Raw genomic sequence first — 23,932 nt, 5'->3', positions numbered from 1 at the left:
ACTGATGACATGGGACTCAATAGCCGCGAGGTTCTGGCCTGTTAACGGACTCCAAAAGTATGATTTGGGCTGTTTCAGGGGGGAGTCCCATATCATTAGCAAGGAAAATACCATGGAACAGATTGTTATTATCGGCGGTGGTGCCGGTGGGCTTGAATTAGCAACGCAGTTAGGGCGCCGCTTGGGGCGTAAAGGCAAAGCGAATATCACCTTGGTGGATAAAAATCGTACCCATATTTGGAAGCCACTTTTGCATGAAGTTGCCACAGGGTCTCTGGATACCAGTGTCGATGGTGTGGTTTACCATGCTCATGCTGCCAGGCACGGATATATTTTTCAGCTGGGCGAGTTCTGTGCCCTTGATGCGGAAAATAAAACGGTCACCTTGGCACCCTCTTTTGATAGTGAAGGAGAGCAGGTCCTACCTGAACGAAAACTTAACTACGATAAGCTTGTGTTAGCGGTTGGTAGTGTCAGTAATGACTTTGGCACTCTAGGGGTAGCAGAGCACTGTTATTTTTTAGACTCTCACACTCAGGCTGAGCGCTTTCATCATGGCCTGATCAATAACTTCCTGCGTATTAACCAGAAAGCGACAGCAGATAATCTTGAAATTGCTATCGTTGGAGGTGGCGCGACGGGTGTGGAGCTTTCAGCTGAACTGTATCATGTTGCTGATCTTCTGAAGTCCTATGGCTTGCCAAAGATGACGACTCAACAACTGAAAATCAGCCTGATTGAAGCGGGCCCGCGTATTTTACCGGCCTTACCTGAACGTATCTCCCTGGCCGCCCGAAAAGAGCTGATGCGTCTCGGTGTCAACGTGCGTGAATCTGTCAGGGTTGCTTCTGCTGTTGCGGATGGTTTTATGACATCAGAGGGCGAGATGATTCGAGCGGATATGATGATCTGGGCTGCCGGAGTTAAAGCGCCGGACTTTATTCAGCGCTTGAATGTTTTTCAGACTAATCGCAATAATCAAATCTTGGTACAACCGACACTTCAGGCGAAAGGGGCTGATGATGTATGGGTTATTGGTGATTGCTGCGCATGTGAGCAGCCTGATGGTTCCTGGGTGCCACCCCGGGCTCAATCGGCACACCAGATGGCAGCATGTGTTCTGGATAATCTGATTGCCCTTACAAAGGGTCATACTCTGAAGCCCTATGTTTATCAGGATCATGGCTCTCTGGTGAATCTCAGTCGCTATAGTACTGTAGGAAGCCTGATGGGAAATCTTATGGGTAACAGCATGTTTATTGAAGGGCGTATTGCACGTTTTGTCTATATTTCTCTTTATCGCATGCATCAGATTGCGATTCATGGTTGGCCAAAAGCAATTCTGGTGATTCTGGCTGAGAAACTGGGTAAGGTAGTAAGACCTAAGATGAAACTGCACTGAGTGCCATATCGCTTTTATACAGAAAAGCGCTGATCTTCAGCGCTTTTTTCTGATGACCTGTTAACGCAATTAAAATATCAGGATAGGGTCACCTTTACTGAAATATACATTCAGACAAGTTTATTGTGGCTCTTAAGGGAGTCAGGAGTAGTGGTGATGCGACAGTGGATTGTTTTGTTTCTGATGGCTCTGATGGTTACTGAGTTACATGCTGAGGATTTAGAGCAAAAGTTGGATGAGTTGTGTCTGCGAGTAGAGCGGTGTGCTTGGCAGCAGTTGGACGGGGCTAACTTGCCGGTGGAAAACCAGAGAGAATTAAAAGCCCGTCTTAAAACGGTTTGTGACTCCATTCATCGGGATACGGTATTAACCCGGGAGTCTCAGTTTAAATACCGTATTGAAGCATGTGTCGAAAGTATGCTGGCGCAAAGCTGCGATGAACTCATCCTGACACCTTCTCCAACTCAAGCCTGTCAACAGTTAGCGGAGGAGCCTGCTAATCGCTGATAGGCTCTGCCTTTAACATAACAGTCGCTTGATCTGGAAATCCGGGTCTGAAATATGAGGTGGCTATGAGTAAAAAGCTGGATGAAAAGGTGACCATGCCTTCACAGGGCGGGTCTTTGCCAGAGACTAGATCGGCTTTTGGATCGCCTTTATCAGTTTTAACCCAGGCTGTGACAGCGGTTTCTCACCTGCAGGAAGCAGCTGAGTGTGCTGCAGAGCTTCAGCGGGCCCTCGGTAATACACAGCTGAAATGGGTTCTGTTTTTTTGTTCGGCTCAACTTGATGTTGAAGCATTAGCAACAGAACTTGAACGCCTTATGCCTGATAAAACGATTATCGGGTGCACCAGTGCCGGTGAATTAAGCCCGGTAGGCTACTGCCAGAGAAGTGTCACTGCCGTTGCTTTTCCTGAAGCTGCTTTTCATATTGAGACAGCCCTTATTGAGCACCTGGATCAGTTTGACTTTGCTAAAGCCCAGCAGCAGGTTAGTCATATGCTGGAGTGCTGCCAGTTAAACCAGAAAGCTCCGCTCAAGGGGCATACCTTTTTGCTGACTCTGCTGGATGGTATGTCGGACCATGAGGAAGTGGTTCTGAATATACTGAATGCTGTACTGGGCAGTATTCCTATGCTGGGCGGCTCTGCAGGGGATGATCTTGATTTCTCCCATACGCAGGTGGTTTATCAGGGGAAAAGCTATCAAAACGCAGCAGTATTGATGCTGGTTAATACGGCCTGTCCTTTTATGGTGTTTTCCCAGAAACATGTGGAAGATACTGATGAACTCTTTGTTGCGACGAAAGTGGATAGCGAGCACCGACGGGTTTATGAGCTAAATGCTCAGCCTGCAGCAGAGGTGTATGCCAATGCGATTGGCGTTGCACCGGATCAGTTAACACCTACCGTATTTGCACGCCATACCCTGAGTGTTCGTATTGCAGGAGAGAGCTTTGTCCGTGCCGTACAAAGTGCTAATGATGATGGCAGTCTAAGTTTTTATTGTGCTGTTGAGCGAGGCATTGTTCTACGTCGTAATCAACACTTGGATATTCCCCAGGCACTGGAGCTTTTACTGAGTCGCATTGATGAAAGGCTTGGTGAGCAGCAGCTGATACTTGGCTTTGACTGCATTTTCCGCCAGTTGGAGCTAAGAGCTCTTAATCAGCTTAGTCATGTCTCTGATCGACTGTCCTACCACCCGGTTGTGGGTTTTAACACCTATGGGGAACATGTTAACGGCATCCATCTCAATGCAACCTTTACGGGGGTCGCCATTGGGCTTGGGCAGAAGAGTGCTGAGCTTTAAACCAGCGAATACCGGATTCAGGGGGAAACGATGAGTACACCCATGAGTGATGCTGATTTTCTTGAGCTGCAGTCGCTTCGGCAGGAACGAAAGCAATTGCATCAGGAGAGGGAGTCCTTGATTCAGGCGAATTATCGTCTGCAGCAGATGAACCTGGCACTGATTGACCGGGTTGAAGCCGCACCGGATGTTGGCGGACGGGCTTATGCCGCGTTTGAGAACTCTGCCTTGTTGGCGGAGCAGGTTCGGGAGCGCACTGCAGCCTTAAATGCAGCTTTGGTAGATCTTCGGGATAGCAACCAGGCTTTGAAGCAGGCCCATATCGAGATTGAAACGCTGCATAACCGTCTCATGGATGCGATTGAGAGCATGGCAGATGCTTTTGTACTGTTTGATGAGCAAAAACGTATGGTGCTCTGCAACAGCCGCTACCGAGAGATCTGGCAGCGCTATGACTTGCCTGTTCAGGTTGGTACTACGCTCACAGAGATTACCCGCTATGCTACGGACGTTCTGTTAGACGATGCTACAACGCAGGAAGAGATGCAGCTGTATCGGCAGGTTTATGGGCAGGTTGTCCGGCTGAAGGATGGCCGGTGGTTACAGGTCAATCAGAGAGAGACATCAACGGGTGACCTTTCCATTCTCTATACTGATATTACCCGACTAAAGGCTATTGAAACTGAGCGCCGGGAAGCGGCTTTGGCAGAGAAATCCCGTGTCTTGCAAAGCACATTGGAGAACCTTTCCCAGGGGGTGGTTCTGATCAGTGACAGGGGAATACCAGAGGTATGGAATTCCCGCCTGACAGAGTTGATGGCGATACAGGAGCGGGAGTTGAGGGATTGTCTGGATTTTCCCCTGATGCTTAACCGGATATTTGATCGTGCCGATCTGGGCAGCCCTCTCTCCGGCGTTTTGTTATCAGAAGACAATATGCTCAGCGAAGTGGCTGGCACAGACGGTTCTGTGTTGGAGATCCGCCAGCGCCCCCGAGCCGAAGGGGGGCGGGTTATCACCTTTAGCGATGTCACTGAGCGCAGTTTATTTGCAAAGGCCTTACAGCAAAGCGAACAGAAGATGCGACTGATTACAGATGCTTTGCCAGCGATGATCTGTTACATCAATGCATGTCTGGAGTATGAATTTACTAATAGGGCCTACCAAAAATGGCATGGTTTACAGCGTGATGAACTATTGGGACGCCATTTGAGTGAGGTTTACTCGGCGCACCAGTTACAGCGTTTGGCGCGGTATATCGACCGTGTTATTCAGGGCGATACGGTAAGCTTTGAAGTCGATGAAGCCAATCAGCAGGGTGAAAGTCGATACCTATATAAATCCTATGTTCCACATATATCTGCAACGGGAGAGACGCTGGGTTTCTTTGTCCTGACCCAGGATATTACTGAGCGGCGTCAGACGGCTCAGGCATTGCGTGATGCTAATGTGCTGCTGGAGCAAAGGGTTGAAGTGCGTACCTCGGAGCTTTCAGAAGCTAAAAAGCAAGCTGAACAAGCCAATATTTCTAAGACTAAGTTTCTGGCGGCGATCAGCCATGACTTGTTGCAACCAGTGAATGCAGCACGTTTGTTTAACAGTGCCCTGACCGAGTACCCGTTGGAAAAGGCTGCGCAGCAATTAGTGTACTCAACCGGCTCCTCCCTTAACGACATCGAGGGTCTGATCGGAGCATTAGTGGATATTTCTAAGCTTGATGCAGGCGTTGTCGAGGCTCAGATGGGGGCATTTTCTCTTGACGCTCTGCTGGAAAACCTTTGCTATGAGTATCAGTGTCAGGCAGCTCTTAAGCAGCAGCGGTTTCGTTCGCGGGTCGTAAGCTGCACGGTTTGCTCAGACTCTCAGTTGTTGGGGCGTATCTTGAGAAATTTCCTGACAAATGCCAGTCGATATACTGATCCCGGCGGGCAGGTATTACTTGCATCCCGAAAGCGGGGTGAGTATGTCAGCATTGAAGTCTGGGACACCGGTGAAGGTATTGAAGCGGGAAAGATGAGTGAGATTTTCCGTGAGTTCAGTCGTCTGAAGCGTAATGCCTCAGATAAAGGGTTAGGGCTTGGACTTGCTATTGTAGAGAAAATCGCCCGCGTACTTAATCATCGTATTCAGGTACGTTCAATACCGGGTAAAGGCTCAGTATTCTCCATCGAGGTTCCCTTGGCAAATCCGGATAAGATCGTATGTACCGAGTCGTTACCCCTGATGCATAAGGCTGACCCTCTGGAAGGTCGACCAGTATTGGTTATTGATAATGACCCTGCGATCTGCCATGGCATGGAGCAGCTGCTGGATGGCTGGGGGGTTGATGTCATGGTAGCCCTTGGGCGTGATGATGCCTGTCAGCTTATTGATGATGGCTTCTCCCCAGACCTTATTTTAGTAGATTATCACCTGGATAATGGGGTAACAGGGATCAATGTAGCCCGTGAGCTGAATGAGCGAATGGTAGACCCTGTACCGGTTATTGTTGTTACGGCAAATTACTCCGGAACATTAAATGTTGAAATTAAAGCCGCACAATACCAGCTCTTGAAAAAGCCGGTAAAGCCGATGAACCTCAGGCTGCTTATGGGACAGTTAATTCGTTGAGTCAGCTTGCTCGCTACATTTTATCTCTTCTGGACTGTCATTAACCTGTCAGTAACTCTTAAAAACCCTGTCATTCTTTCTTGGCATACTCTACATGAACCCTTTCAGTCGGAGTGCTGTCCATGAATCCTTTTCTGCGTTCTACCCAGATAGTCAATTGGGATCATCCGGAAGTTCTGGCACTTGCCAGTTACCTATCAAAGCAGAGTGAGGCACCTCAGGTGTTCATTGCCAAAACATTTGATTGGGTGTGCGACCACATTGAGGATACTGAGGTGTGTCAGAAAGCAGCTGATATATTGAGAGCTTCAGATGTCCTTGTTCAAAAGCGGGGTTGCTGTTTTGCTAAGAGCCATCTGCTGGCTGCCTTATTAAGGGCTAATGGGATCTCTGCAGGCTTTGCATATCAGGCTGTTGAAAATGAACGGGGAAAACCATCCTATCGCTTACATGGGCTGAATACGGTTTATCTTCCTCGATCAGGCTGGTGTGATCTTGATACCATGGGTCATTGGCAGAATATTGAAAAGTACTCAGGGCCGCCAGATATACGTCTGAGCTACCCTGATGCTATGCGAATTAAAGGTGTGTGGCCTAACCCTCTAAGTTGCGTTGTTAGCGCTTTTTCTGACAACCTGCCTATACCGACGCTTTATTGTAATTCGCCGGAAATAAATACCGGTGCCTGATATGGAACAACCTGATTGCGGCCTCCGGCTTTTGCTTGGTAGAGTGCCTTGTCTGCCTGAGAGAGGAGCTTGTCCACCTCATCGGTGGCATCGCGTATGACGTCAACACCCAGGCTGACAGTGATAGCAGGAATTGTACCGCTATTGATAGAGTTTTGTTCGATCTCACTGCGGATTTTATCGCTTATTTTAACAGCATCTTCCAAACCGTATCCCGGAAACGCCATTGCGAATTCCTCTCCGCCCATACGACCTATAAAGCTGCCATTTGGCAGTAGAGATGAGATCCACTTAACGGCAAACTTCAGGGTGTCATCGCCCATAGCATGTCCGTGGCGATCATTCACCCTTTTAAAGTGGTCAACATCCAGCATAACCATCGCCATGGGGGATTTGGTTCGATGGGCAACGGCGAGTATTTGTTGTGCTCGCTCCATAAAATAACCACGATTGATGCAGCCTGTCAGGGCGTCACGTGTAGCCATCTCGTGTAGTTTTTTCATTGTGCCGCTGAGGCTGTTTACTGTATTGCGAATGTTGTGTAATTCCTGATAGCGGGCTTCCTTAAGAGGGGTATATTTAGTCTGCTGCTCCAGCACTGCCAGAGCCTGGCTAGCCTCAGTGACGGGGGTTATCAGGTGCTTGTATAAATTGTAGCCTATGATAAAAACGACCAGTAAGAGCATTGAGATGCTGCAGGCAGATACGATTAACATCTGATTATTCGTTGCGGTTATTAACTGCATGTTTTTCGTTTGTAATGCGATTGCATTGCTGATGATCTTGTTCTGAAGATCAAACAGTTCTTGTTTGTATTTGTCCCAGCGCTTCTGCAGTGTTTGTTCCAGTTGAATCAGGTTTTCATACTCAATGCTGCTGAGTCGTTCTGCCCGGCTGCTCAGTAGTGGTTGCCGGGTTCGGCGAATTTCGCGCAGGAGTTCAGATGCAGCGCGAACCGTTTTCCGGGTATTCTGATTGAAATCAAAAGAAGGCTGAAATGCGAGTACCTGGGCTGCCAGGGTGTTTTTTCGGATCAGTGTCAGGCTGCCACCATAAGCCACCAGATCACCCATGCGCTCGAGTCTCTCAAGGTTTAATGCTGCGCGCTGATGATCATGAATGGCTGGCAAAAGCTCTTTCTGACTGGTGTCAATCAGGCTAATACTATAGCGGTGTACAGCGGTTACTAATGCTAGAGCGCAGATTACAAAAATGACCAGAACAAGGGTTAGTTTTTGCAATAAACGACGAATATGTGGGCGCTTTGCGCCGGAGGTCATGTTCTGCATATTAATACACGTTAAATGGAAAGTGCTTTTTACTCAGAGCACGTAGTTCGCCGGAATTGACTAATGCCTGAATCGCCTGGTCGACCTGTATTTTCAATTCAGGATCTGCTTTGGTGATACCAAAATGAACATCACCGGAGAGGGTCTTTTCCTCTAGCGGCAAACCAATAAAATCCAGGTTATCATTCTCTGGCCGTCCAAGAAAATTCAGCGCAAAAAGTGTTGGTATCAGGATGTAATCAGCCTGCTTTTGCTGAAGAGCAAGCATTGCCTCCCTGGTGGATGCTTTGACAAGGATTTCCCCTTTGGCATGACCTGACAGATAGCGCCACTGTGCTGAATCGGCAATTACAGCAATGGTGACGTCAGGGTCCTTGATGACTTCAACCGGGTTTTTTGTACAGTTGCTCATGTCACCTAAAAGGCTGCTGGTTGATCGATAATATTTAGTACTAAAGTTAATGCGTTTGGCGCGCTCTTCTGTCCATAGAAGGTTACTGGCAGCGAGTTGTATTTCATTAGTTTCTAATGCAGTAATAACATCTGGAAATGACAGGATGGTAAACTCACAATGAGTTTTCATTTTTTCGCATACCGCCATGGCAACATCAGCGTTGTAGCCGGAAACATTTCCATTTTCATCAAGGAAGTTAAAGGGCGGGAAAGAGATGGAGATACCTATTTTAATCGTCTCGTTTTTCTGGGCGGCACTGAGAGCCTGGCTAAAACCAATCAATATCAGACTAATGACCAGGCAGGAAATAGAAAAGTGTTTATGACATACCATAAAAGTGCCTAATCTAGTAAATGTTGAAAGGAAAGTACTTATTATTAAGCTTGTTAAAGCTGCCGTCGGTTAGCAAACTGCGAAGCGCCTGATCAATATCAGGCTTTAATTGCTTATGCGCCGGGTTAATGGCCACGGCTATATCTCCTGCTAATCCGTAGCTTTCGATAGGGTCACCAATCAGGTCGAAGAGTCCACTTTCATCGGAATAAAGAAAACCCAGCTGAAGAATTGTCGAGAGCAGAACTAAGTCGACATCACCGTGTTTCAATGCAGCGTAAATGTCACTGATATCAGTATAAACTACGGCCTCCATCGCTGCGCTATGATTCTGTTGAAGATAGAATGCATGCACAGAGCCTTTAATGACGGCGACCCGGGTTGATCGGTACTTCGGTTGAGTATTTGGATTGCCGACGTAATAGGAGACAGAGCGCATGTAGCGTTCTGAAAATATAAACTCCCGGGAGCGAGCTTCAGTAACCAGAATATTGGAAAAAGCAAGGTCAATGCGGCCCTGGCGGATATCACTAAGATTTGTATTGAAAGGCTGCAGAACAAATGTACACCGGCGCTTTATCCGCTCGCATATCTGGTGAGCTAACTCTCCTTCAAACCCCATAACCTGATGGCTGGCATCGCGATAACCCATGACAGGGGCGCTTAGAATGCCCACTGTAAGGGGGGCTGCAGCCTGAATAGGTGTTGTAGCACACAGAGTCGCTAGCAAAGTGCCAAAGCTTAAAAACGCTAAAACAGCTGATCGAACCATTGAGGTAACGTCCTGATAAACAGCTCTGGCGAGCAAAAAAAAGACGGCTGTACTTTTAAGATGTACAGCCGTCCCTGGTGCAGTATTCATTTGTTGCTAGTAAAAACCCGAAAAAATAAAGGAATATACTAGTTTCATGTCTGCATTGTACTACAAAGATTTATAAGGTTTAAATGTTATTGCGTAACCATTGCAGCGGATGCGGGATCTGCTGACTGTCGATGCGCTTTACCTGACTGCGACAGGAGTATCCGGTTGCCACCAGTCTGTCTTGTTTATCTCTGTCTGCCACAATGCCAGCCCAGCTCTGATTGTAAATAGTTTTTGAGGTTTCAAGATTTGCTGTTTCATGGCCGAAGGTGCCGGACATGCCACAGCAACCGCTGGCTTGCAGTGTCAGCTTATACCCCAGTGCTGCATAGACCTGTTGCCACATCTTAATGGTCGCGGCGGCATTGGTTTTTTCGGTACAGTGGGCCAGCAGAAACACTTCTTGGCCTTCTGTTTGATTGTTTTCGGTTTCGCCTGACTCTGAATCAGTGATCTTAAACGCTTCCAACTGGGCAGTTTGATTGCTTAGCCACTCTTGCAGCAGCAGTACCTCCGGGGCGTCACCTTCCGGTAGGGCTTTAGTGTATTCCTGACGATAGGTGAGGGTCATGGACGGATCGATACCCACCAGAGGAATACCGGTCTGGTTCAGAGCGCGTAGCATCTCGGCGTTATCGGCGGCGGCACGGCCAAACTGCTTCATCATACCGTGCACATGCAGGGGTTTACCGTTCGGTTTAAACGGCGCGATAAAGACGCGGAAGCCCAGTCGGGTCAGCAGATCAAAAATATCCAGCACCAGACGGGTTTCAAAGAAGCTGGTGAAGGCATCCTGCACGATGACCACAGCTTTATCTTTCTGGTCCGCAGGTATGCGGTTCAGGGCTTCCGGAGTCGCCCAAGTCACACCGTAGCGCGCCAGTTCTTTGGCGATACTCTCTTTGCAGATCAGTGGGCTGTCGACCATACCGGCGGTGTTTTTCAAAAGGCTTTTTACCGGGCCAAACTTCATCGGCAGGTTGTACAGTAAAGGCACCTTGGCTGCATAGGGGATCACGTATTCCAGTGTGCCGACAAAGTAGTCTTTTAACGGGCGTAGATACCGGCCATGATACAGCTCTAGAAACTTGGAGCGGAATTCCGGTACGTTAACCTTGATCGGGCACTGGCCGACACAGGATTTACAGGCCAGGCAGCCTGCCATCGCCTGATACACCTCATGGCTGAAGTCTTCGTTCTCTTTGCCTCCCTTACGCTTGGCCAGAGTATTTTTCAGCCGTGGAATAAAGCTGCTAACAAAGCCTGAACGGCGGACTTCACGCACCTCTTGCTGCAGGTCGCTACCTGCTGCCTCCTGCAGGCGCAACCATTCACGGATCAGAGAAGAACGGCCTTTGGGCGACTGAGTGCGTTCACGGGTCGCTTTCCAGGATGGGCACATGGCATCGTTCGGGTCATAGTTGTAGCAGGCGCCGTTACCATTACAGTACATGGCGGCACTGAACTCATTACGGGTGGCTTCGGTGATCTGACGGTCATGCTGGCCACGGGTAGCGACACCATCGATTTTTAAGAGTTGGGCACCCGACTGAGCTGGAGTGGCGATCTTGCCCGGATTCAACTGGTTGCGTGGGTCAAAGGCGGCTTTTACTTCCTGAATAAAGGGGTACAGTTCGCCAAAGAACTCCGGTGAGTACTCCGAGCGTACACCTTTGCCGTGCTCGCCCCAGAGCAGACCTTTGTATTTCTGCGTCAGTTTCACAACGCCATCGGTGATGGTGCGGATCATGCTTTCCTGCGCCGGGTCTTTCATATCGATGGCTGGCCGTACGTGCAGTACACCAGCATCCACATGGCCAAACATACCGTAGGCCAGATCGTGACTGTCCAGCAGCTCCCGGAACTCCATAATAAAGTCCGCCAGATTCTCCGGTGGTACAGCGGTATCTTCCACAAACGGAATCGGGCGCTTTTCACCTTCGGCGTTGCCCAGAAGACCAACCGATTTTTTACGCATACCCCAGATTTTGCCGATCTCACTGGCTCCCCGGGCGATGGTATAGGCAAAACTCTTGCCGTTACCCGCCAGTTCAGAACCCGCCACCTGATCCAGGTGAACGGTCAGCTTATCCAATTTGGCGTTCAGCTCCGCTTCATCGTCACCGGTGTACTCCACCAGATTGATACCTGCAATGGCTTTGCCTTCTTTACCTTCCGGGAAATAATCACGCACTGTATCCCAGATGATATCCCCCATGGCCAGATTTAGTACCTTGGAATCAACGGTTTCAATGGAGGTAGGGTTCCAGTCCATAAGATCTTTCGCATCACGCAGTGCATCGCTGAAGCTGGCGTACTGAATATTCACCAGAGCCGAATATTTGGGGATCTTAAGGACATTCAGCTTGGCTTCGGTGATAAAGGCCAAGCTGCCTTCGGCACCACAGAGTAAGGCGTTCAGGTTGAACTGGCCGTTGTTATCTCGGATATGCGCCAGATCGTAACCGGTCAGGCAGCGGTTTAGTTTCGGGAACTTAGCCTCGATCAGATCGGCCTGTTCACTGAAAATCTGATCGGCTAAGCGGTGCACCTCACCCACACGGTCATCCCGCTGTTTGATGGTGTCCAGCTCTTCGTCAGGAATCGGGCCGGAGGTCCACTCATTACCATCCAGCATGATAGCTGTTAACTCCAGCACATGGTCCCGTGTTTTGCCGTAGAGCACGGAGCCTTGACCGCTGGCATCGGTATTGATCATGCCGCCAATGGTTGCCCTGTTACTTGTGGATAGCTCTGGGGCAAAGAACAGGCCGTGTTCTTTCAGCGCTTTATTCAACTGGTCTTTGACGACACCGGTCTGCACACGAACCCAGCCTTCCTCTGCATTAATCTCCAGAATCTGGTTCATGTGTTTGGATATATCAACCACTAGACCATCAGTCAGTGACTGACCATTGGTACCGGTGCCACCACCTCTTGGGCTTAATACAACCTGCTCAAATCCGGGCTGGTTACTCAGGTGGGCAATTTTAGCGATATCGGCATTGTTTTTAGGATAGAGCACCGCCTGCGGCAGTACCTGATAAATGGAGTTATCCGTGGACAGCACCACGCGGTTGGCGTAATCCGGGTTCAGGTCACCCTGAAAACTTGCAGCTTTCAGTGCTTCGATAAAGCGTAAATATTCATCACGTATCGGAGCCGGTGCATGTTGCGTTAAGTTGGCAGCTGCGTCGGTATATAAAGCGGTGTCGGCCAGTTGCTTAATCATCGGAATCGGGTGCCTTTCTGAGAACAGTTCGTTTTCGGCGGTGATTCGCCGGGCAGGTTGGAGGTGACCGTTAACCTGCGGTATGTCAGGGGGAGTGAGAAGGCCGAATTGTCAGCGGCAGAGTTATCACTTGCCCTCTATTCAAAATGGGCGTCGATTTTATCTTAGAACGGCGCAATAGTCAGCAAAGGTCTGCCCAAGTTGTAAACTACATTATGCGACTTTGGTATAGGAGGCTATAGAAGATTTCAATCGTTTTACCATGGAGGAAATTGAAGTGATCAAAAAATAGCCAATCTAAGCCTGTATGCCTTTTTTTGTCTGCTTCAGAGAAATTTCCTCAACTTATCCAGAGAGTTATTCACAGCTTTTGTGGGTAAGTAGTAGAAGATAATTTTTTACCAAACGGCATATGGCAGGTATGTTTTATTTGTCGAAAGCCTTATAAAACAATTGATTAGAACGATTTAGATAATAACTAATACCTCAGTGCTAAGCCTAAAGCAAGTCCATTTTTTTCGGTGAGTTTCTTTCTGTCATAAAAAGAGTGCGAAACTGTCATTGTGTGAGGATGTCAAGTGGTTTTCTGGGGATAAAGTGCTTTATTTGGTACTGCTATGCCGGGTTTACAAGACTGGTTCCAAGCTTTGAAAGATGGAATTTTTTTGAGATCTGCAAGAACTTTTTCATGGATGAGGGTTCTCAATCATTGCCAATCTTGCGTAAAGCAAGTTGATCTGATGACTTTCGTCACACTCATCAACCTTTTGGGAGCCTTTGGGCTCCCTTTTTTTCTGAATCAAAATGCCTGCCAGGTTACTTATAATCAGGTTGTTGGTATAAGCTGCGGTAAATCTGCTGATAACGTAGCCATTCGTCTTCAAATGTTGTGTCATCCCACTGCATATACTTCTGACATAGTGTTTTAAGTTCATCTTTCATGCTGGTTCCGCCATCTGCGTATAAAAGACCGATCCTGGTACGGCGCAGCAGTAAGTCGTCCAAGTGCTTTACCGCAAGATGAGCCAGCGCCCAGTGCAGTTCTGCTTTGTAATATGGGGTTGCAGCTACCTTTTGCTCCACCGGTATCATTTTGTTAAGAGGCAGGACATCGGCGCCATACATTTGGTGCAATGTTTCCGGTATGAGTAAGAACTCACCCTGGTTATGACTGTTTGCACCAAGATCAGGCCAAGGCTTAGCTACCGGGGTCTGAGGGCTGAATGGCAGCTGATCAATAGCATCTTCGGCCATTTTCTGGAACGTAGTAAGTTTCCCACCGCATAGATACAGCTGTCCATCCTGCCACCAGAGTTTATGTTCCCGATGCTCATCAGACGGTGCTTTGTGTTCAGGGTTGCTACCGGGTTCTGAAAGCACGGGTCGAACACCAGACCAGACGCTCAAACAGTCTTTGGGGGTCAGCTTGCTGGCAGGAAAATAGTGATTAAGTGCTTTGAACAGGTAATCCTGCTCCTGTTGCTGCATTTGAATCGGATCGTCCATGTGTTCTTTGTGATCAAGATCCGTGGTGCCAACCAGTGAGTGCCCCAGCCAGGGTAGGGCAAACATCAGCCGGCTGTCGTCCGGGTGGACAAGACAGACTCCTTTTTCTAACGGCAGTCGCTTTTGGGAAAATAAAAGATGGCTACCGCGCAATGGCCGGATTTTTACCGGATCGTCATGGGGATCTGATGGATGGGCACGGGGAGATTGCGTCCAGGCTCCGGTAGCATGAATGACTTGCCGGGCCGAAAGGCTGAGCATAGGGTGGTCTTCGGGGGATATATCAATCTGAAATCCGCCAGACTGGTTGCCCGATTCAAGTAGTTGGATTCGGTCTACTTTACAGTAATTGAATGCTTTGCCACCGTAGTGTGCCGCTTCAAGTAAAACTCTAAGCGTCAGGCGGGCATCGTCTGTGATGGCATCTTTAAATTGAGTAGCGCCATAACACTGCTGGCTGCGCAGGCTTGGCGCCGCTTTTTGAATATCGGCAACGCTCAGCCCTTTATGATACTTTTTCCCCGCCAGAAGGTCATAAAGCCACATCAGAGCGCGAAATTTAAAGCGCCCCGGAAGGTGATTGCGGTAGTGGGGCATGACTAATGGCAGATGCTCAACCAAACCTGGTAATTGCTGGCACAGGTGCTCTCTTGCCTGAACGGCATTTCGGGTCAGGCTTAGTTGACCTGTTGCTAGATAACGGATGCCGCCGTGAACCAGTTTGCTGGACTGGCTTGATGAACCGGACGCAAAATCATTCTTTTCCAGGAGTAGGGCCCGGTATCCTCTGCGGCTGGCTTCGAATAATAAGCCCGCCCCAGATATACCCCCGCCAATAATAATGATATCCCACTCTTTATCCGCCAGATGGTGCAAGGTTTCAGCCCGCCCCTTTACTGACCAATGTTCCGGAAGCATAAATAGAACTCCTTGTATTGACGCTGTTTGCTAAATTATCTGACGATCTTGCTGTTTTGTTACAGAGTGGCACAGCCTATGTGGACTGGGTAGCGGATTTTGGTTGTATGTATGTGTAAGTTTTGTTGAAAAAATAGCAATGAATCAATCCAGTCGGATGAGTCGTAGCGATCCGGAATAATTTTATTCAGTTCTCCACTATTTTTTAGGCTGCGGATAGCCTGGTTAAACTGATCTCTGACCCGGTACCCCTGATGATTTGCAATACAGTTGAGACAGCTCTGATGGCTATGGGCATTTCGGTTAACTAACGTCGTTACTGTCGTCAACGGACTCCGTTTCAATGCTGATATCTACAATATTGCTGGCCCCAGGGCGTATGGTGATAATGCCGTACTCGGTCAGGCTGTCAGCTTCATCTTCAGCGCTGCCAACTTCTAATGTCAATGAGGGGCCCTGAAGGTGATCCGGAGATAAAAGTAGTGTTGCAGGCAAGCCTTCATCCCATTCCAGGTGTAGCTCACTGATATTGTTCAGCTCAATTGTTTCGCCGTCAGCTGTCATAGCGGTGATACGGGGACGTTGATTGTTGGGCACGTGGATGCTCCTGTTTTCTGGGGGGAGGCTATCGGGAATCGGTATCAGATCAAGGCATAGAAGATGTGCAGCATAGCAGATTTTACAGGCACTGAAATCCTTCAGTTTTAACGCTCTGTTATGTTGGTCCAGCATAGATTTTATGATGAGTTGCTTTGAAGGTAAGAGTAATACGACTATAATAAACTCTTCCTGATGCGACCAAAGTCTTACTATCGCCTCGAACTAAACTCAGCTGACAATAATAAACGAGAATTTGATGCAAGCGCCTGAGCATTTTGCAGATAAACCTGAACAGGATTTCAGGGATTCACCCGATCAGACTATCAGCTCTTCTTTGCAACTTGAGCAGTATCTTCCATATCGCTTTAACCAGCTTGCCGATCAGATCAGTAGCAATCTGACGGCAGTGTATTCCTCTGAGTTCGGTGTTAGTTTGTCTGAGTGGCGTATTCTGGCTTTGTTAGGGCAACAAGCCACAATGATCTCTACGGATATCAGTCATCGCACCAAAATGGATAAGGCAAAAGTTTCCCGGGCGGTACATAAACTAGGTCAGGAAGGCTATCTGCATCGTGAGCGGGATGAGCTGGACCACAGAGTCAGTCATCTGAGCCTCACCCAGGCGGGTATTAAGCTGTATAATTCCATTATTCCGAAAGCGCTGGAGTGGGAGAGCTGTTTGGTGGCTACTTTGGCAGAAGAGGAACGTGTGCTACTACATCGTCTGATGAATAAGCTGGATAGCCAGATGAGAGTAATTGCCGGAGAAAAATGAGCCGGAAAACTAACGCGTCTAATTCTCTGAATATACTTCACTGGTTATTAAGAAAAAATGGTACTAACAAGATGGTTTGTATCTGTTTTATGGCAAATACCAAGGCTGTTTGAATATGAAAGTTTGCCCTAGCCCAAAAGAGAGCTTGATTTCAGGGGAGTCTGATTTCAGGTAAAGTATGTCATGGTTACATGGAAAAGCACTATCCAGTGTAACCTTTGGTTCTGGCTCATTAAATACTCGCACGCTAATCTGGAATAAGAATTAGGGAACCCATGTTCACATCTGCAATGCGTAATCTCTCATCCGGAGTGATGTTAGGTCTGATAGGTACGGTACTTTCGTTATCGTTTGCATCCTTACTTTTTGGTGGCGGCAGTTACAGTCAATTTCAGGCGGGTATCACCACACTGCTGATGACGGCTGTTATCGCAACACTGGCTATTGGCTTCTTTAGTTCACGGGATGGCATGGCTGCGATCCCATTACCAAGTGCTGTAGCTATGACTGCAGCTCTTGTTGCAGAGCAAACGATAGCTCAGCAGGATATTCGCCTGGTTATGATTTGCGGCACCTTACTGGCCGCTTTAGTGATGATTTTACTGGGACAGGCACGATTGGGGCGTGTGATTCGGTATTTGCCTCTGCCTGTACTGGCAGGCTTTCTTGCCGGGGTTGGTTGGCTGTTTTTCAGCGGTGGCATTCGATTGGTTCAGCCGGAATTGCTCAGCCTTGACCTGGTACTTAACCCTTCTGTGTGGCTGGTTCTCTTTTTTGGTGGTTTACTTTTTTTTGCTCAGAAAAAGCTGGGCGGCTCTATGGTGTTGCCGACAGGTTTTTTGATTCTTATCTTCCTGTTTAATTTACTCGGTGCTGGTTTCCCTGAGTGGTCTGGTGGCTGGTTCTTCGATGGCCGGACACTCTCTTTCTGGTCTATGAACTGGCTGCCCAGATATGATCGCATTGGCGTCTCTGATGCGATTAATTTACCTTGGGGCGGGATTCTTACGCTGGCATTAATCAGCGTCTTTTCCATGCTGCTTCAGGCGACATCTCTTGAACTGACCGTTGGGGATAGTATTGATCTGGATAAAGAGCTGAAAGTTGCATCGGGCGCTAACCTGCTGACTGGCTTGATGGGTGGCTCTGTAGCATCTTTGTCTTTAAGTCAGACTACACTGAATCAACAAATGGGAGGACAGGGTAAGTCTCCTGCCATTATTGCGGCTCTTATTCTGCTGCTCTTCTGTCTGGCAGGTAGCTCTGTCTGGGCTTATTTGCCATTACCTGCAGTCGCTGTAGTGTTGGTATATCAGGGGCTGATTTTTATGGATCAGTGGCTGTACCAATCCCGTAGTCGATTTGGAATGATGGATTATCAGATTATTGCTCTGATCTTCACCGTGATCATTCTGAGTGGTTTTTTACCCGCGGTGCTGCTGGGCACCCTGATTACGATTCTTATGTTTGTCCGCCAATACAGTCGCTTGCGGGTTATCCATCATAATACAGATGCCACAACGTTACGCAGTCGTGTAGAGCGGCCTTTACGTCATAAAAAAGCACTGGAGAAATATGGCAACAGGGTTCGGGTCGTACGCCTGAAAGGTTTTTTGTTCTTTGGCACGGCGTATACGTTACTGGAAGAATTGAAGACAATGCTCCAGCCTCCCTGTGTTTTTATGATTCTTGATTTTTCGCGGGTCAGTGGCACAGATTCCTCAACAGCAAATGCGTTGCTTCGATTGCACCGGGCATGTGTGCAGAGAAATATTATTCTGATATTGACAGCGGTACCCTATGAGTTGAAGCAACTGCTGGAATCCTCTGACCTGAAGATGCTTGAGGATGGTGAAGAAACCAAGCTTACAACCCGAGGCCTGATGGATACGGCAGGCTTATTTGTTAACTGGGATCGTGCGTTGGAGTGGTGTGAGAACGAACTAATCAGTCGTTTGCCAACGAATGAGTCGGGTGAATATACACTGGAATCTGTGCTCAAGGAGCGGCTAGATCTGCTGCCTTATGAGGTGGTACATCTTGTGCGTTATTTTGAGCCTGTAGATGCTAAAGCCGGTGAAACCTTTATTAAGCAGGGTGATAAAGCTGATGCCCTTTACTTAATTACCAAGGGCAAGGTGGATATTGAACTGGAGATAGGCGAAGAAAATCGTCAGCGCCTGAAAACCATGATGCCGGGAACCATTATTGGTGAAATGGGTGTTTATACTGGCGGTATCCGTACTGCTTCAGCCACTGCAGTCGTGGATACTCAGCTTATGCGCCTGACCGCTAAGTCTCTGCAGGAGATGGAGACCCATAACCAGCTTATGGCTGTTCGTCTGCACCGCTTTGTGGTGATGCTTCTGACTCAGCGCCTAAGTGATTCGAACAAGGTTCTTGAAGAACTGTTCGATTAATCCGGGCTCTGTGCCCAGCAAAAAATGCCGCTTCATCGCAAGCGGCATTTTTGTTTGATATTTCAGTAAAGCGCTTTAGCCCATATGGATTCGCTTACCATCCACCTGTACATCTTTACGGGCTTTTATGATCGTATGCTCAGCTCGAAGCGAAGCGGTCTTGTCGACCTGTTGGATAAGGCTGCCTGCCTTTTGTACATCCTGTTCTTCAACCTTTCTGTCACTGCGTTTGAAGCGTTGCCTGAAGGTGCCGGCCTTCTGTTCCGCCCAGTCACTGATCCATGATAATTTTGTGAAACGACCGTTAAACTCTGATATCAGCGCGACCAGATCAAGTATCCGTACCCTGCCTCTAAGTGCTGCCAAACTGAAATCTGCAGCGGTTAAGGATGTTTTTCCTGTGCTGTTAATTGCTATCTCTTGATGGCTTTCCAGTGATATTTTTTTACTGCTTTTTAGCTCAACGCCCTGGGGAAAGCTCTGCTTTGCAGGGCTTGGGTTCAGGCGGGTGAGAATATCTGTTACAAAGTAGCCTGTATCAGAATCTGCCAGAAGTACAGTGTCACCCTCTTCCGGCTGGGTATGGCAGCTGAATGCAATCTGGGCCTTAATCACTCCGATGGGTGCCTTCAGCATCAGTCCGGCTGCATTATCTGAAGAAACCGAGATAACATCTGCTGTCATTAGCTTATTGCCATGCAATAAAACCGGATGAGCTGCTGCATGGCTATCTTTGTGTTCTGCCGAACGGTTTTCTGAATATATTGACATCTTGATTACCCCATGAGCATGACTTTAGATTGTGCCGGTTTAATGGTGGTTCCCGGTGGGCCGTTCTGAGGCGCTCCATTCTGACCAGTCATTGCGCTGAGTTTAGTCGCTGGCTGGCCCTGAATCATAACCTTCATACTGCCCAGCATATGGCGGCATTCACTCATGATCTTACTGGAGATAAGGCCGCCGGCTACACCTGGCGTATCCCCCATGCTTAAGGGGACAAGGGTCTTCAGGGAGTGGGCAGGCATATTCATCATCATGACTTTGGTTGATGCCGTGCTGGGGTTCGCCATCATACTGTTGGCCTGATTCGGAAAAGGCATGGGTATAGGCGGGGCCGGAGGTGCGGGGACTTTACACACATCCGGCATCATCATGCTCATGGCACCTTGTTGACTGTTGGCGAACATATGAAATCCTTGCTGATATGCCAATAGAGGTCTTCTGAATTTATTTTAACTGTTTTTGCTGCTTTTAGTGTTTTCTTGGCAGGGGTTTTTGCCATAACTCTGCTTTGAGTCTTTTTTCATCGGTCGGCAAGGCATCCTGTTGGTTACTACCTGTCCAGTCCGTATCTTCAACCTTTATATTATGGAGATTGCATCGTGTCAGTTCGCATCCTGTCAGTACCGCCTGATAAAGATTTGCGTTGCTAAGATCTGAATAGGTTAATACAGAGTTTGCAAGATTTGCGTGCTGCAGCTGCACATCCGACAGCTGACTCATGTCCAGTCGGCAGTTTTTTAACTGAACCCGGTTCATCTGCGCATTTTGAAAGCTTGCCTGATCAAGCTGGCTATTATTGAGGGTTGCATGGTTCAGCTCACACCCGGTCATTAAAGCCCCTGTCGCCTGAATCCCATTCATTTGAGCTTTGTTAAGCTTGCAGTTGGAAAGATTGGTTTGAACCAGGGTTGCGCCATCTGCTTTGAGGTTATTCAGAATACAATTCATAAACTGAGTCATAGACAAGTCCCGCTTTGCAAAATCGACACCTGTAAGATCTGCTTCGGCGATCAGTAGTTTTGTCAAACTATTTTCCATGAAAGGGAAAGGATGCATTTTGCACTGGTAAAGGCTAAGGCGCTCTGTCATCCCTTCCGTGCTGGAGCACTGGGTCAGGTCAGATTCGAAAAAGGTGGTATGTCCGAAATGGCAACCAGTGAACTGGCATTGTTCCAGGCTATTTTGTTCAAAGGATGCGTGCAGGAAATTGGTTTTATTGAACTGGGAGTGCAGCCATTTGCACGCCAGCCACTGGTTGTGCTTGAGATCGGATTCCGTAAACAGACAGCGAGTGAACTCATTTTTCAGCCATTGGCTACTCTCAAAATCACAACGAATAAACTGGCTATCGCTAAATTGGCAGGTGGCGAAAACACTTTCCCGCAGATCACACTGCTCAAAGCGACACTGCTCAAACCGGCAGTTGCTGAAACGGGCTACCGCGAGGTCTGTGCTTGAAAATGTTTCTTTTTGGAAAACCCGATCGAGGATTTCTTCATCAGATTTGATCTGGAACTGAAGCGCTTCAGTTAGCTGAGTTACGGGAGCCGTTGTCATGAGGGTTGCCACTCTTCCAATTGCGTCTGATCAAGGTTTGATCTCTTAAACCCGGTTTTACCAAAAGTTGCCAGGTAAAAGTCTGCACTGTAAAGGTTGCAGGCTTCGAAATCGGTCGATCTCAGGTCCGCTTCCAGCCACAGGGTGTAGGTTAGCAGGCTGCCATAGAAATCTGCTGAGGAACAATCAGCCCTGACCCAGACGCTTCGCTCGGCATTGATTCTGTTAAGTGAGGCTTCTGTTAACACACAGTCACTGAAGTTGGTGCTGTGAAGCTCTGCTTCATCAAAATGGGATTTGCTCAGCTTTGCTTCAGCAAAACTGGCATTCACCAGATAAGCGGCGGTGAAGTTTGCACCCTCCAGTTGGCAGGCGGCAAGGAAGCGAGCGTTTTCAAGGTTTGCTCGGATAAACTGGCTGTGTTGCAGGTTGCAGTCCAGCCAGCTGCATCTTGGGGAATAGAGCTCACGATGAATGGTTGTGGTCAGGTTACATTCCAGAAAAGAGGCGTCGCTAAGGTCACAGTGCTCGGTTTGCCAGTTACTGAAATGGGTCTGACTGAAGTTTGCTCCGACAAAGGCGTCATTTGCATTTTTTACGCCGTTCAGCTGGCACTCTATCCATTCGCAGCCTTGCCACTGGTTCTTTTCGCTTTGGCATTCTGACCACTGACAGTTGATAAACAAGCTGTTGCTGAATTGAGTTTGAGTAAAAGCACACGCCCTAAACTGACACTCGTTCCACTGACTACTGGCGAGTTGCATTTCAGATAAGGTACATTCATTAAAGTGACAACGGGAGAAGCTCCAGCCTGAAAGATCAAGCTGAATCAGGTTGATCTGATTGAGTATGGCATTTTCAAGTATGCCTTCAGCGGGCAAGGTATCTCCCTGGACCTGTTGGATAAACGCTTCAAGATTCATGATTTTCCTGATAAGCCTTTTAGCAGATTTAAAATTGCCTTGGTGCCTATATCACTGGGTTGGTCTAATTCACTCTTATCCCCAGGATAAGCATCATAAAGTTGAGCTAATTCCTCGGACACCCGGTTGAGCTGGTCTTCTACCAAAGGCTCCAGGGTCGCAAAGTCAGGAGATTGTCCAGGCTTGGCCAGTGCCCTGGCAATCTCGTTATCTATAGCCGCATTGCCGCTTTCAGGAATAGCTCTGCTGTTGGCATCGGCTAGTTCTCCTGCACGGTTAAGCTGCTCCTGTACCAAGGGATCAGCTTCAGGGTTTTCAGGGTCAGGGAGTGCCTGATCGGGGAAAAGCTGGGCTAACATCTGGTTAATCAATACTGGAATCTGGTCTGGCTCCGCCTGTATTAGCTCGTTGAGCTGCTGATCGGTCAAACCCATCGCTTCAAATTGTGTCTTTAAGGCATCCGCAACTTGCTCTGCTTGGGCGGCGGTGATCTTATCGGCTACCGCTGTGGATTTACTCGTGGCAGAGGCTTCCATATCTGTGATGGTGGCGTCTTTCGAACCCTGGTCGCCCCCCGCTGATTTTGCAGCGGCCACCGCCATTTTGCCGGCAAGTCCTCCTGCAGCCGCCAGTGCAGCTAGGGTCAACGTTCCGGGGCGTGCAATTTCAGTTTTGTCCGGTCCGGGTATTACCAGAGGGGTTAATGGCTCTTTGACCCGTAAAGGCCGCAAAGGGCTGTAGTCAAGAATCTCTTCATCGGTAATGGTGTCGCTGCGCCTGAGCTGCAGGTGGTTGGAAAAGTGTTGTAAGGTACGGTTTTCAGGTTGATTGATGGCGGAATATGAAGCCAGTAGTGCCGTTACCTCGCTGCCATCGATGGAGGCGATCTCAAGTTCGGCTCGGGCGATAACAACTTGCATGTTGATATCAGGCAATAATATAAGTGAGTCGGTCACTGCCTGATGCAGGGAGGTTTGGCCCTTTATTTCTGCCAGGAACTGCAGCTGATAGTCCGGTGTCAGACCTTCAATTTTCCGATGATGAGGGTGCATATTTTCCAACAGGATCGGGGTGTTGTCAGGCACGTAGTGCTCAAACCACTGATCCTGCGCCGCCTGCATAAAAAAATCCGGACTAAGATCACGGGCTAAGAAAGGAGCGTCATGTTCCTGCCAGAGCTCGTCATAGGTGCCCCAGAGTTTTTTGCGGGGCATCCAGTCGACGGATGTGGCGTTTAAACCGGCCGGTTGAGGCCTTTGTCGCTTCTGGGTTAGTAGTTGGTCAGGGTATTCCAGTTGTGGCATAGGCTCATCGGGCTTTAGGGGGTAACCTTTACCTATAGGGTTTTTTTCGTCTTCTTCACCGCCAAAACCGTGCTCGTAAGTAAGAGGGAGCTTGCTGAAAGGTTCTGGAGTTGTGGGTGTCAGAATTTTCTTCCAAAGCCTCTCACCGGTAACAATCAGTTGTTTGTCGACCTTACCGACCTTCAGGCGCACATTGTCGGCACTAATAGCATAACCATCCGGTGCGTAATAACTGCCGTAAACCAAAACCTCGCCACGGGGTTTGGGATAGCCCAGGTCAAAACATTCCGCTTTAGGAATCACCTCCATAATACCGTTCCAGGCATCCTGGGTGGAGTAGGGTTGATGGTTGTCGATGGGTGTTGCCAGCATCAGACTGACAGCCAGCCTCTGTTTGCCCTTCCAGGCGTAAGGAAGGGTTTGGATTGTAATTTCCGGCGGTGCGATCAGTTGCGTCATAA

Annotated in this window: 19 protein-coding genes and 1 pseudogene; 8 read left to right on the top strand and 12 right to left on the bottom strand. The window is 48.4% G+C overall.

Going from position 1 to position 23,932, the window contains the following annotated elements; genetic code table 11:
- Positions 1-112: 112 nt before the first annotated feature.
- From ACN0R8_RS03395 to ACN0R8_RS03375, 5 genes are all read left to right on the top strand, one after another.
- Positions 113-1,402 carry an NAD(P)/FAD-dependent oxidoreductase gene (locus ACN0R8_RS03395; RefSeq protein WP_417595077.1) on the top strand — a complete coding sequence of 430 codons (1,290 nt, stop codon included), beginning with the start codon at positions 113-115 and terminating at the stop codon, positions 1,400-1,402.
- A 156-nt stretch (positions 1,403-1,558) separates the two neighbouring features.
- A complete protein-coding gene (locus tag ACN0R8_RS03390; RefSeq protein WP_417595075.1) occupies positions 1,559-1,909 on the top strand; it encodes a hypothetical protein in 351 nt (116 codons plus the stop codon).
- 65 nt (positions 1,910-1,974) lie between these two features.
- Positions 1,975-3,216 carry a nitric oxide-sensing protein NosP gene (gene nosP, locus ACN0R8_RS03385; RefSeq protein WP_417595073.1) on the top strand — a complete coding sequence of 414 codons (1,242 nt, stop codon included), beginning with the start codon at positions 1,975-1,977 and terminating at the stop codon, positions 3,214-3,216.
- 30 nt (positions 3,217-3,246) lie between these two features.
- Positions 3,247-5,826 (top strand): NahK/ErcS family hybrid sensor histidine kinase/response regulator, encoded by a 2,580-nt coding sequence (locus tag ACN0R8_RS03380; RefSeq protein ID WP_417595071.1) that lies wholly within the window; start codon positions 3,247-3,249, stop codon positions 5,824-5,826.
- Positions 5,827-5,948: 122 nt separating this feature from the next.
- Positions 5,949-6,515, top strand: coding sequence for a transglutaminase-like domain-containing protein (locus ACN0R8_RS03375; protein ID WP_417595069.1), 567 nt, complete (start codon positions 5,949-5,951; stop codon positions 6,513-6,515).
- Here ACN0R8_RS03375 and ACN0R8_RS03370 read toward each other — a convergent pair.
- The 6 genes from ACN0R8_RS03370 to ACN0R8_RS03345 form a co-directional block, all read right to left on the bottom strand.
- Positions 6,479-7,804, bottom strand: a complete 1,326-nt coding sequence (locus ACN0R8_RS03370) for a diguanylate cyclase (protein ID WP_417595067.1) — start codon at positions 7,802-7,804, stop codon at positions 6,479-6,481. The genes ACN0R8_RS03375 and ACN0R8_RS03370 overlap by 37 nt on opposite strands.
- Before the next feature lies 1 nt (position 7,805).
- Complete coding sequence (locus ACN0R8_RS03365) at positions 7,806-8,540, bottom strand: substrate-binding periplasmic protein (RefSeq protein ID WP_417595065.1); 735 nt, start codon at positions 8,538-8,540, stop codon at positions 7,806-7,808.
- A gap of 64 nt (positions 8,541-8,604) precedes the next feature.
- Positions 8,605-9,363, bottom strand: coding sequence for a substrate-binding periplasmic protein (locus ACN0R8_RS03360; RefSeq protein ID WP_417595063.1), 759 nt, complete (start codon positions 9,361-9,363; stop codon positions 8,605-8,607).
- A 169-nt stretch (positions 9,364-9,532) separates the two neighbouring features.
- Positions 9,533-12,685, bottom strand: coding sequence for an FAD-binding and (Fe-S)-binding domain-containing protein (locus tag ACN0R8_RS03355; RefSeq protein ID WP_417595061.1), 3,153 nt, complete (start codon positions 12,683-12,685; stop codon positions 9,533-9,535).
- 816 nt (positions 12,686-13,501) lie between these two features.
- A complete protein-coding gene (locus ACN0R8_RS03350) occupies positions 13,502-15,109 on the bottom strand; it encodes a glycerol-3-phosphate dehydrogenase/oxidase (RefSeq protein ID WP_417595059.1) in 1,608 nt (535 codons plus the stop codon).
- 303 nt (positions 15,110-15,412) lie between these two features.
- Positions 15,413-15,706: a hypothetical protein gene (locus ACN0R8_RS03345; RefSeq protein WP_417595057.1), complete on the bottom strand. Its 294-nt coding sequence runs from the start codon at positions 15,704-15,706 to the stop codon at positions 15,413-15,415.
- A 259-nt stretch (positions 15,707-15,965) separates the two neighbouring features.
- Between ACN0R8_RS03345 and ACN0R8_RS03340 the strand changes: the two genes are divergently transcribed.
- Positions 15,966-16,484 carry a MarR family winged helix-turn-helix transcriptional regulator gene (locus ACN0R8_RS03340; protein WP_417595055.1) on the top strand — a complete coding sequence of 173 codons (519 nt, stop codon included), beginning with the start codon at positions 15,966-15,968 and terminating at the stop codon, positions 16,482-16,484.
- 275 nt (positions 16,485-16,759) lie between these two features.
- Positions 16,760-18,904, top strand: coding sequence for an SLC26A/SulP transporter family protein (locus ACN0R8_RS03335; RefSeq protein ID WP_417595053.1), 2,145 nt, complete (start codon positions 16,760-16,762; stop codon positions 18,902-18,904).
- A gap of 75 nt (positions 18,905-18,979) precedes the next feature.
- Here the strand turns inward: ACN0R8_RS03335 and ACN0R8_RS03330 are convergent, their stop codons facing one another.
- The 3 genes from ACN0R8_RS03330 to ACN0R8_RS03320 all read right to left on the bottom strand — a co-directional run bounded on the left by ACN0R8_RS03330 (position 18,980) and on the right by ACN0R8_RS03320 (position 20,713).
- The gene (locus tag ACN0R8_RS03330) at positions 18,980-19,675 is read right to left on the bottom strand and encodes a DUF3540 domain-containing protein (protein WP_417595051.1); all 696 of its coding nucleotides are present in this window, start codon (positions 19,673-19,675) and stop codon (positions 18,980-18,982) included.
- A 5-nt stretch (positions 19,676-19,680) separates the two neighbouring features.
- Positions 19,681-20,091, bottom strand: coding sequence for a PAAR-like domain-containing protein (locus ACN0R8_RS03325; protein ID WP_417595049.1), 411 nt, complete (start codon positions 20,089-20,091; stop codon positions 19,681-19,683).
- A 64-nt stretch (positions 20,092-20,155) separates the two neighbouring features.
- The gene (locus tag ACN0R8_RS03320) at positions 20,156-20,713 is read right to left on the bottom strand and encodes a pentapeptide repeat-containing protein (protein ID WP_417595184.1); all 558 of its coding nucleotides are present in this window, start codon (positions 20,711-20,713) and stop codon (positions 20,156-20,158) included.
- 24 nt (positions 20,714-20,737) lie between these two features.
- On the opposite strand from ACN0R8_RS03320, the gene ACN0R8_RS03315 reads away from it, so the two are divergent.
- The gene (locus ACN0R8_RS03315; protein WP_417595188.1) at positions 20,738-21,145 is read left to right on the top strand and encodes a hypothetical protein; all 408 of its coding nucleotides are present in this window, start codon (positions 20,738-20,740) and stop codon (positions 21,143-21,145) included.
- Here the strand turns inward: ACN0R8_RS03315 and ACN0R8_RS03310 are convergent.
- The 3 genes and pseudogenes from ACN0R8_RS03310 to ACN0R8_RS03300 all read right to left on the bottom strand — a co-directional run.
- Positions 21,062-21,244 (bottom strand): annotated as a pseudogene (locus ACN0R8_RS03310) (pentapeptide repeat-containing protein); the annotation flags it as partial. The gene ACN0R8_RS03315 and the pseudogene ACN0R8_RS03310 overlap by 84 nt on opposite strands.
- A complete protein-coding gene (locus ACN0R8_RS03305; protein WP_417595047.1) occupies positions 21,241-22,167 on the bottom strand; it encodes a pentapeptide repeat-containing protein in 927 nt (308 codons plus the stop codon). The gene ACN0R8_RS03305 and the pseudogene ACN0R8_RS03310, both read right to left, overlap by 4 nt.
- The gene (locus tag ACN0R8_RS03300; protein WP_417595045.1) at positions 22,164-23,930 is read right to left on the bottom strand and encodes a DUF2169 family type VI secretion system accessory protein; all 1,767 of its coding nucleotides are present in this window, start codon (positions 23,928-23,930) and stop codon (positions 22,164-22,166) included. The genes ACN0R8_RS03305 and ACN0R8_RS03300 overlap by 4 nt, the downstream gene beginning before the upstream one ends.
- Positions 23,931-23,932 lie beyond the last annotated feature (2 nt).

The organism is Oceanospirillum sp. (genome assembly GCF_048265165.1).
In the GTDB taxonomy this organism is placed as follows: domain Bacteria; phylum Pseudomonadota; class Gammaproteobacteria; order Pseudomonadales; family Halomonadaceae; genus Oceanospirillum.
Note: the sequence above shows the minus strand (reverse complement) of the source record. Positions and strands in the feature narration are given on the sequence as shown.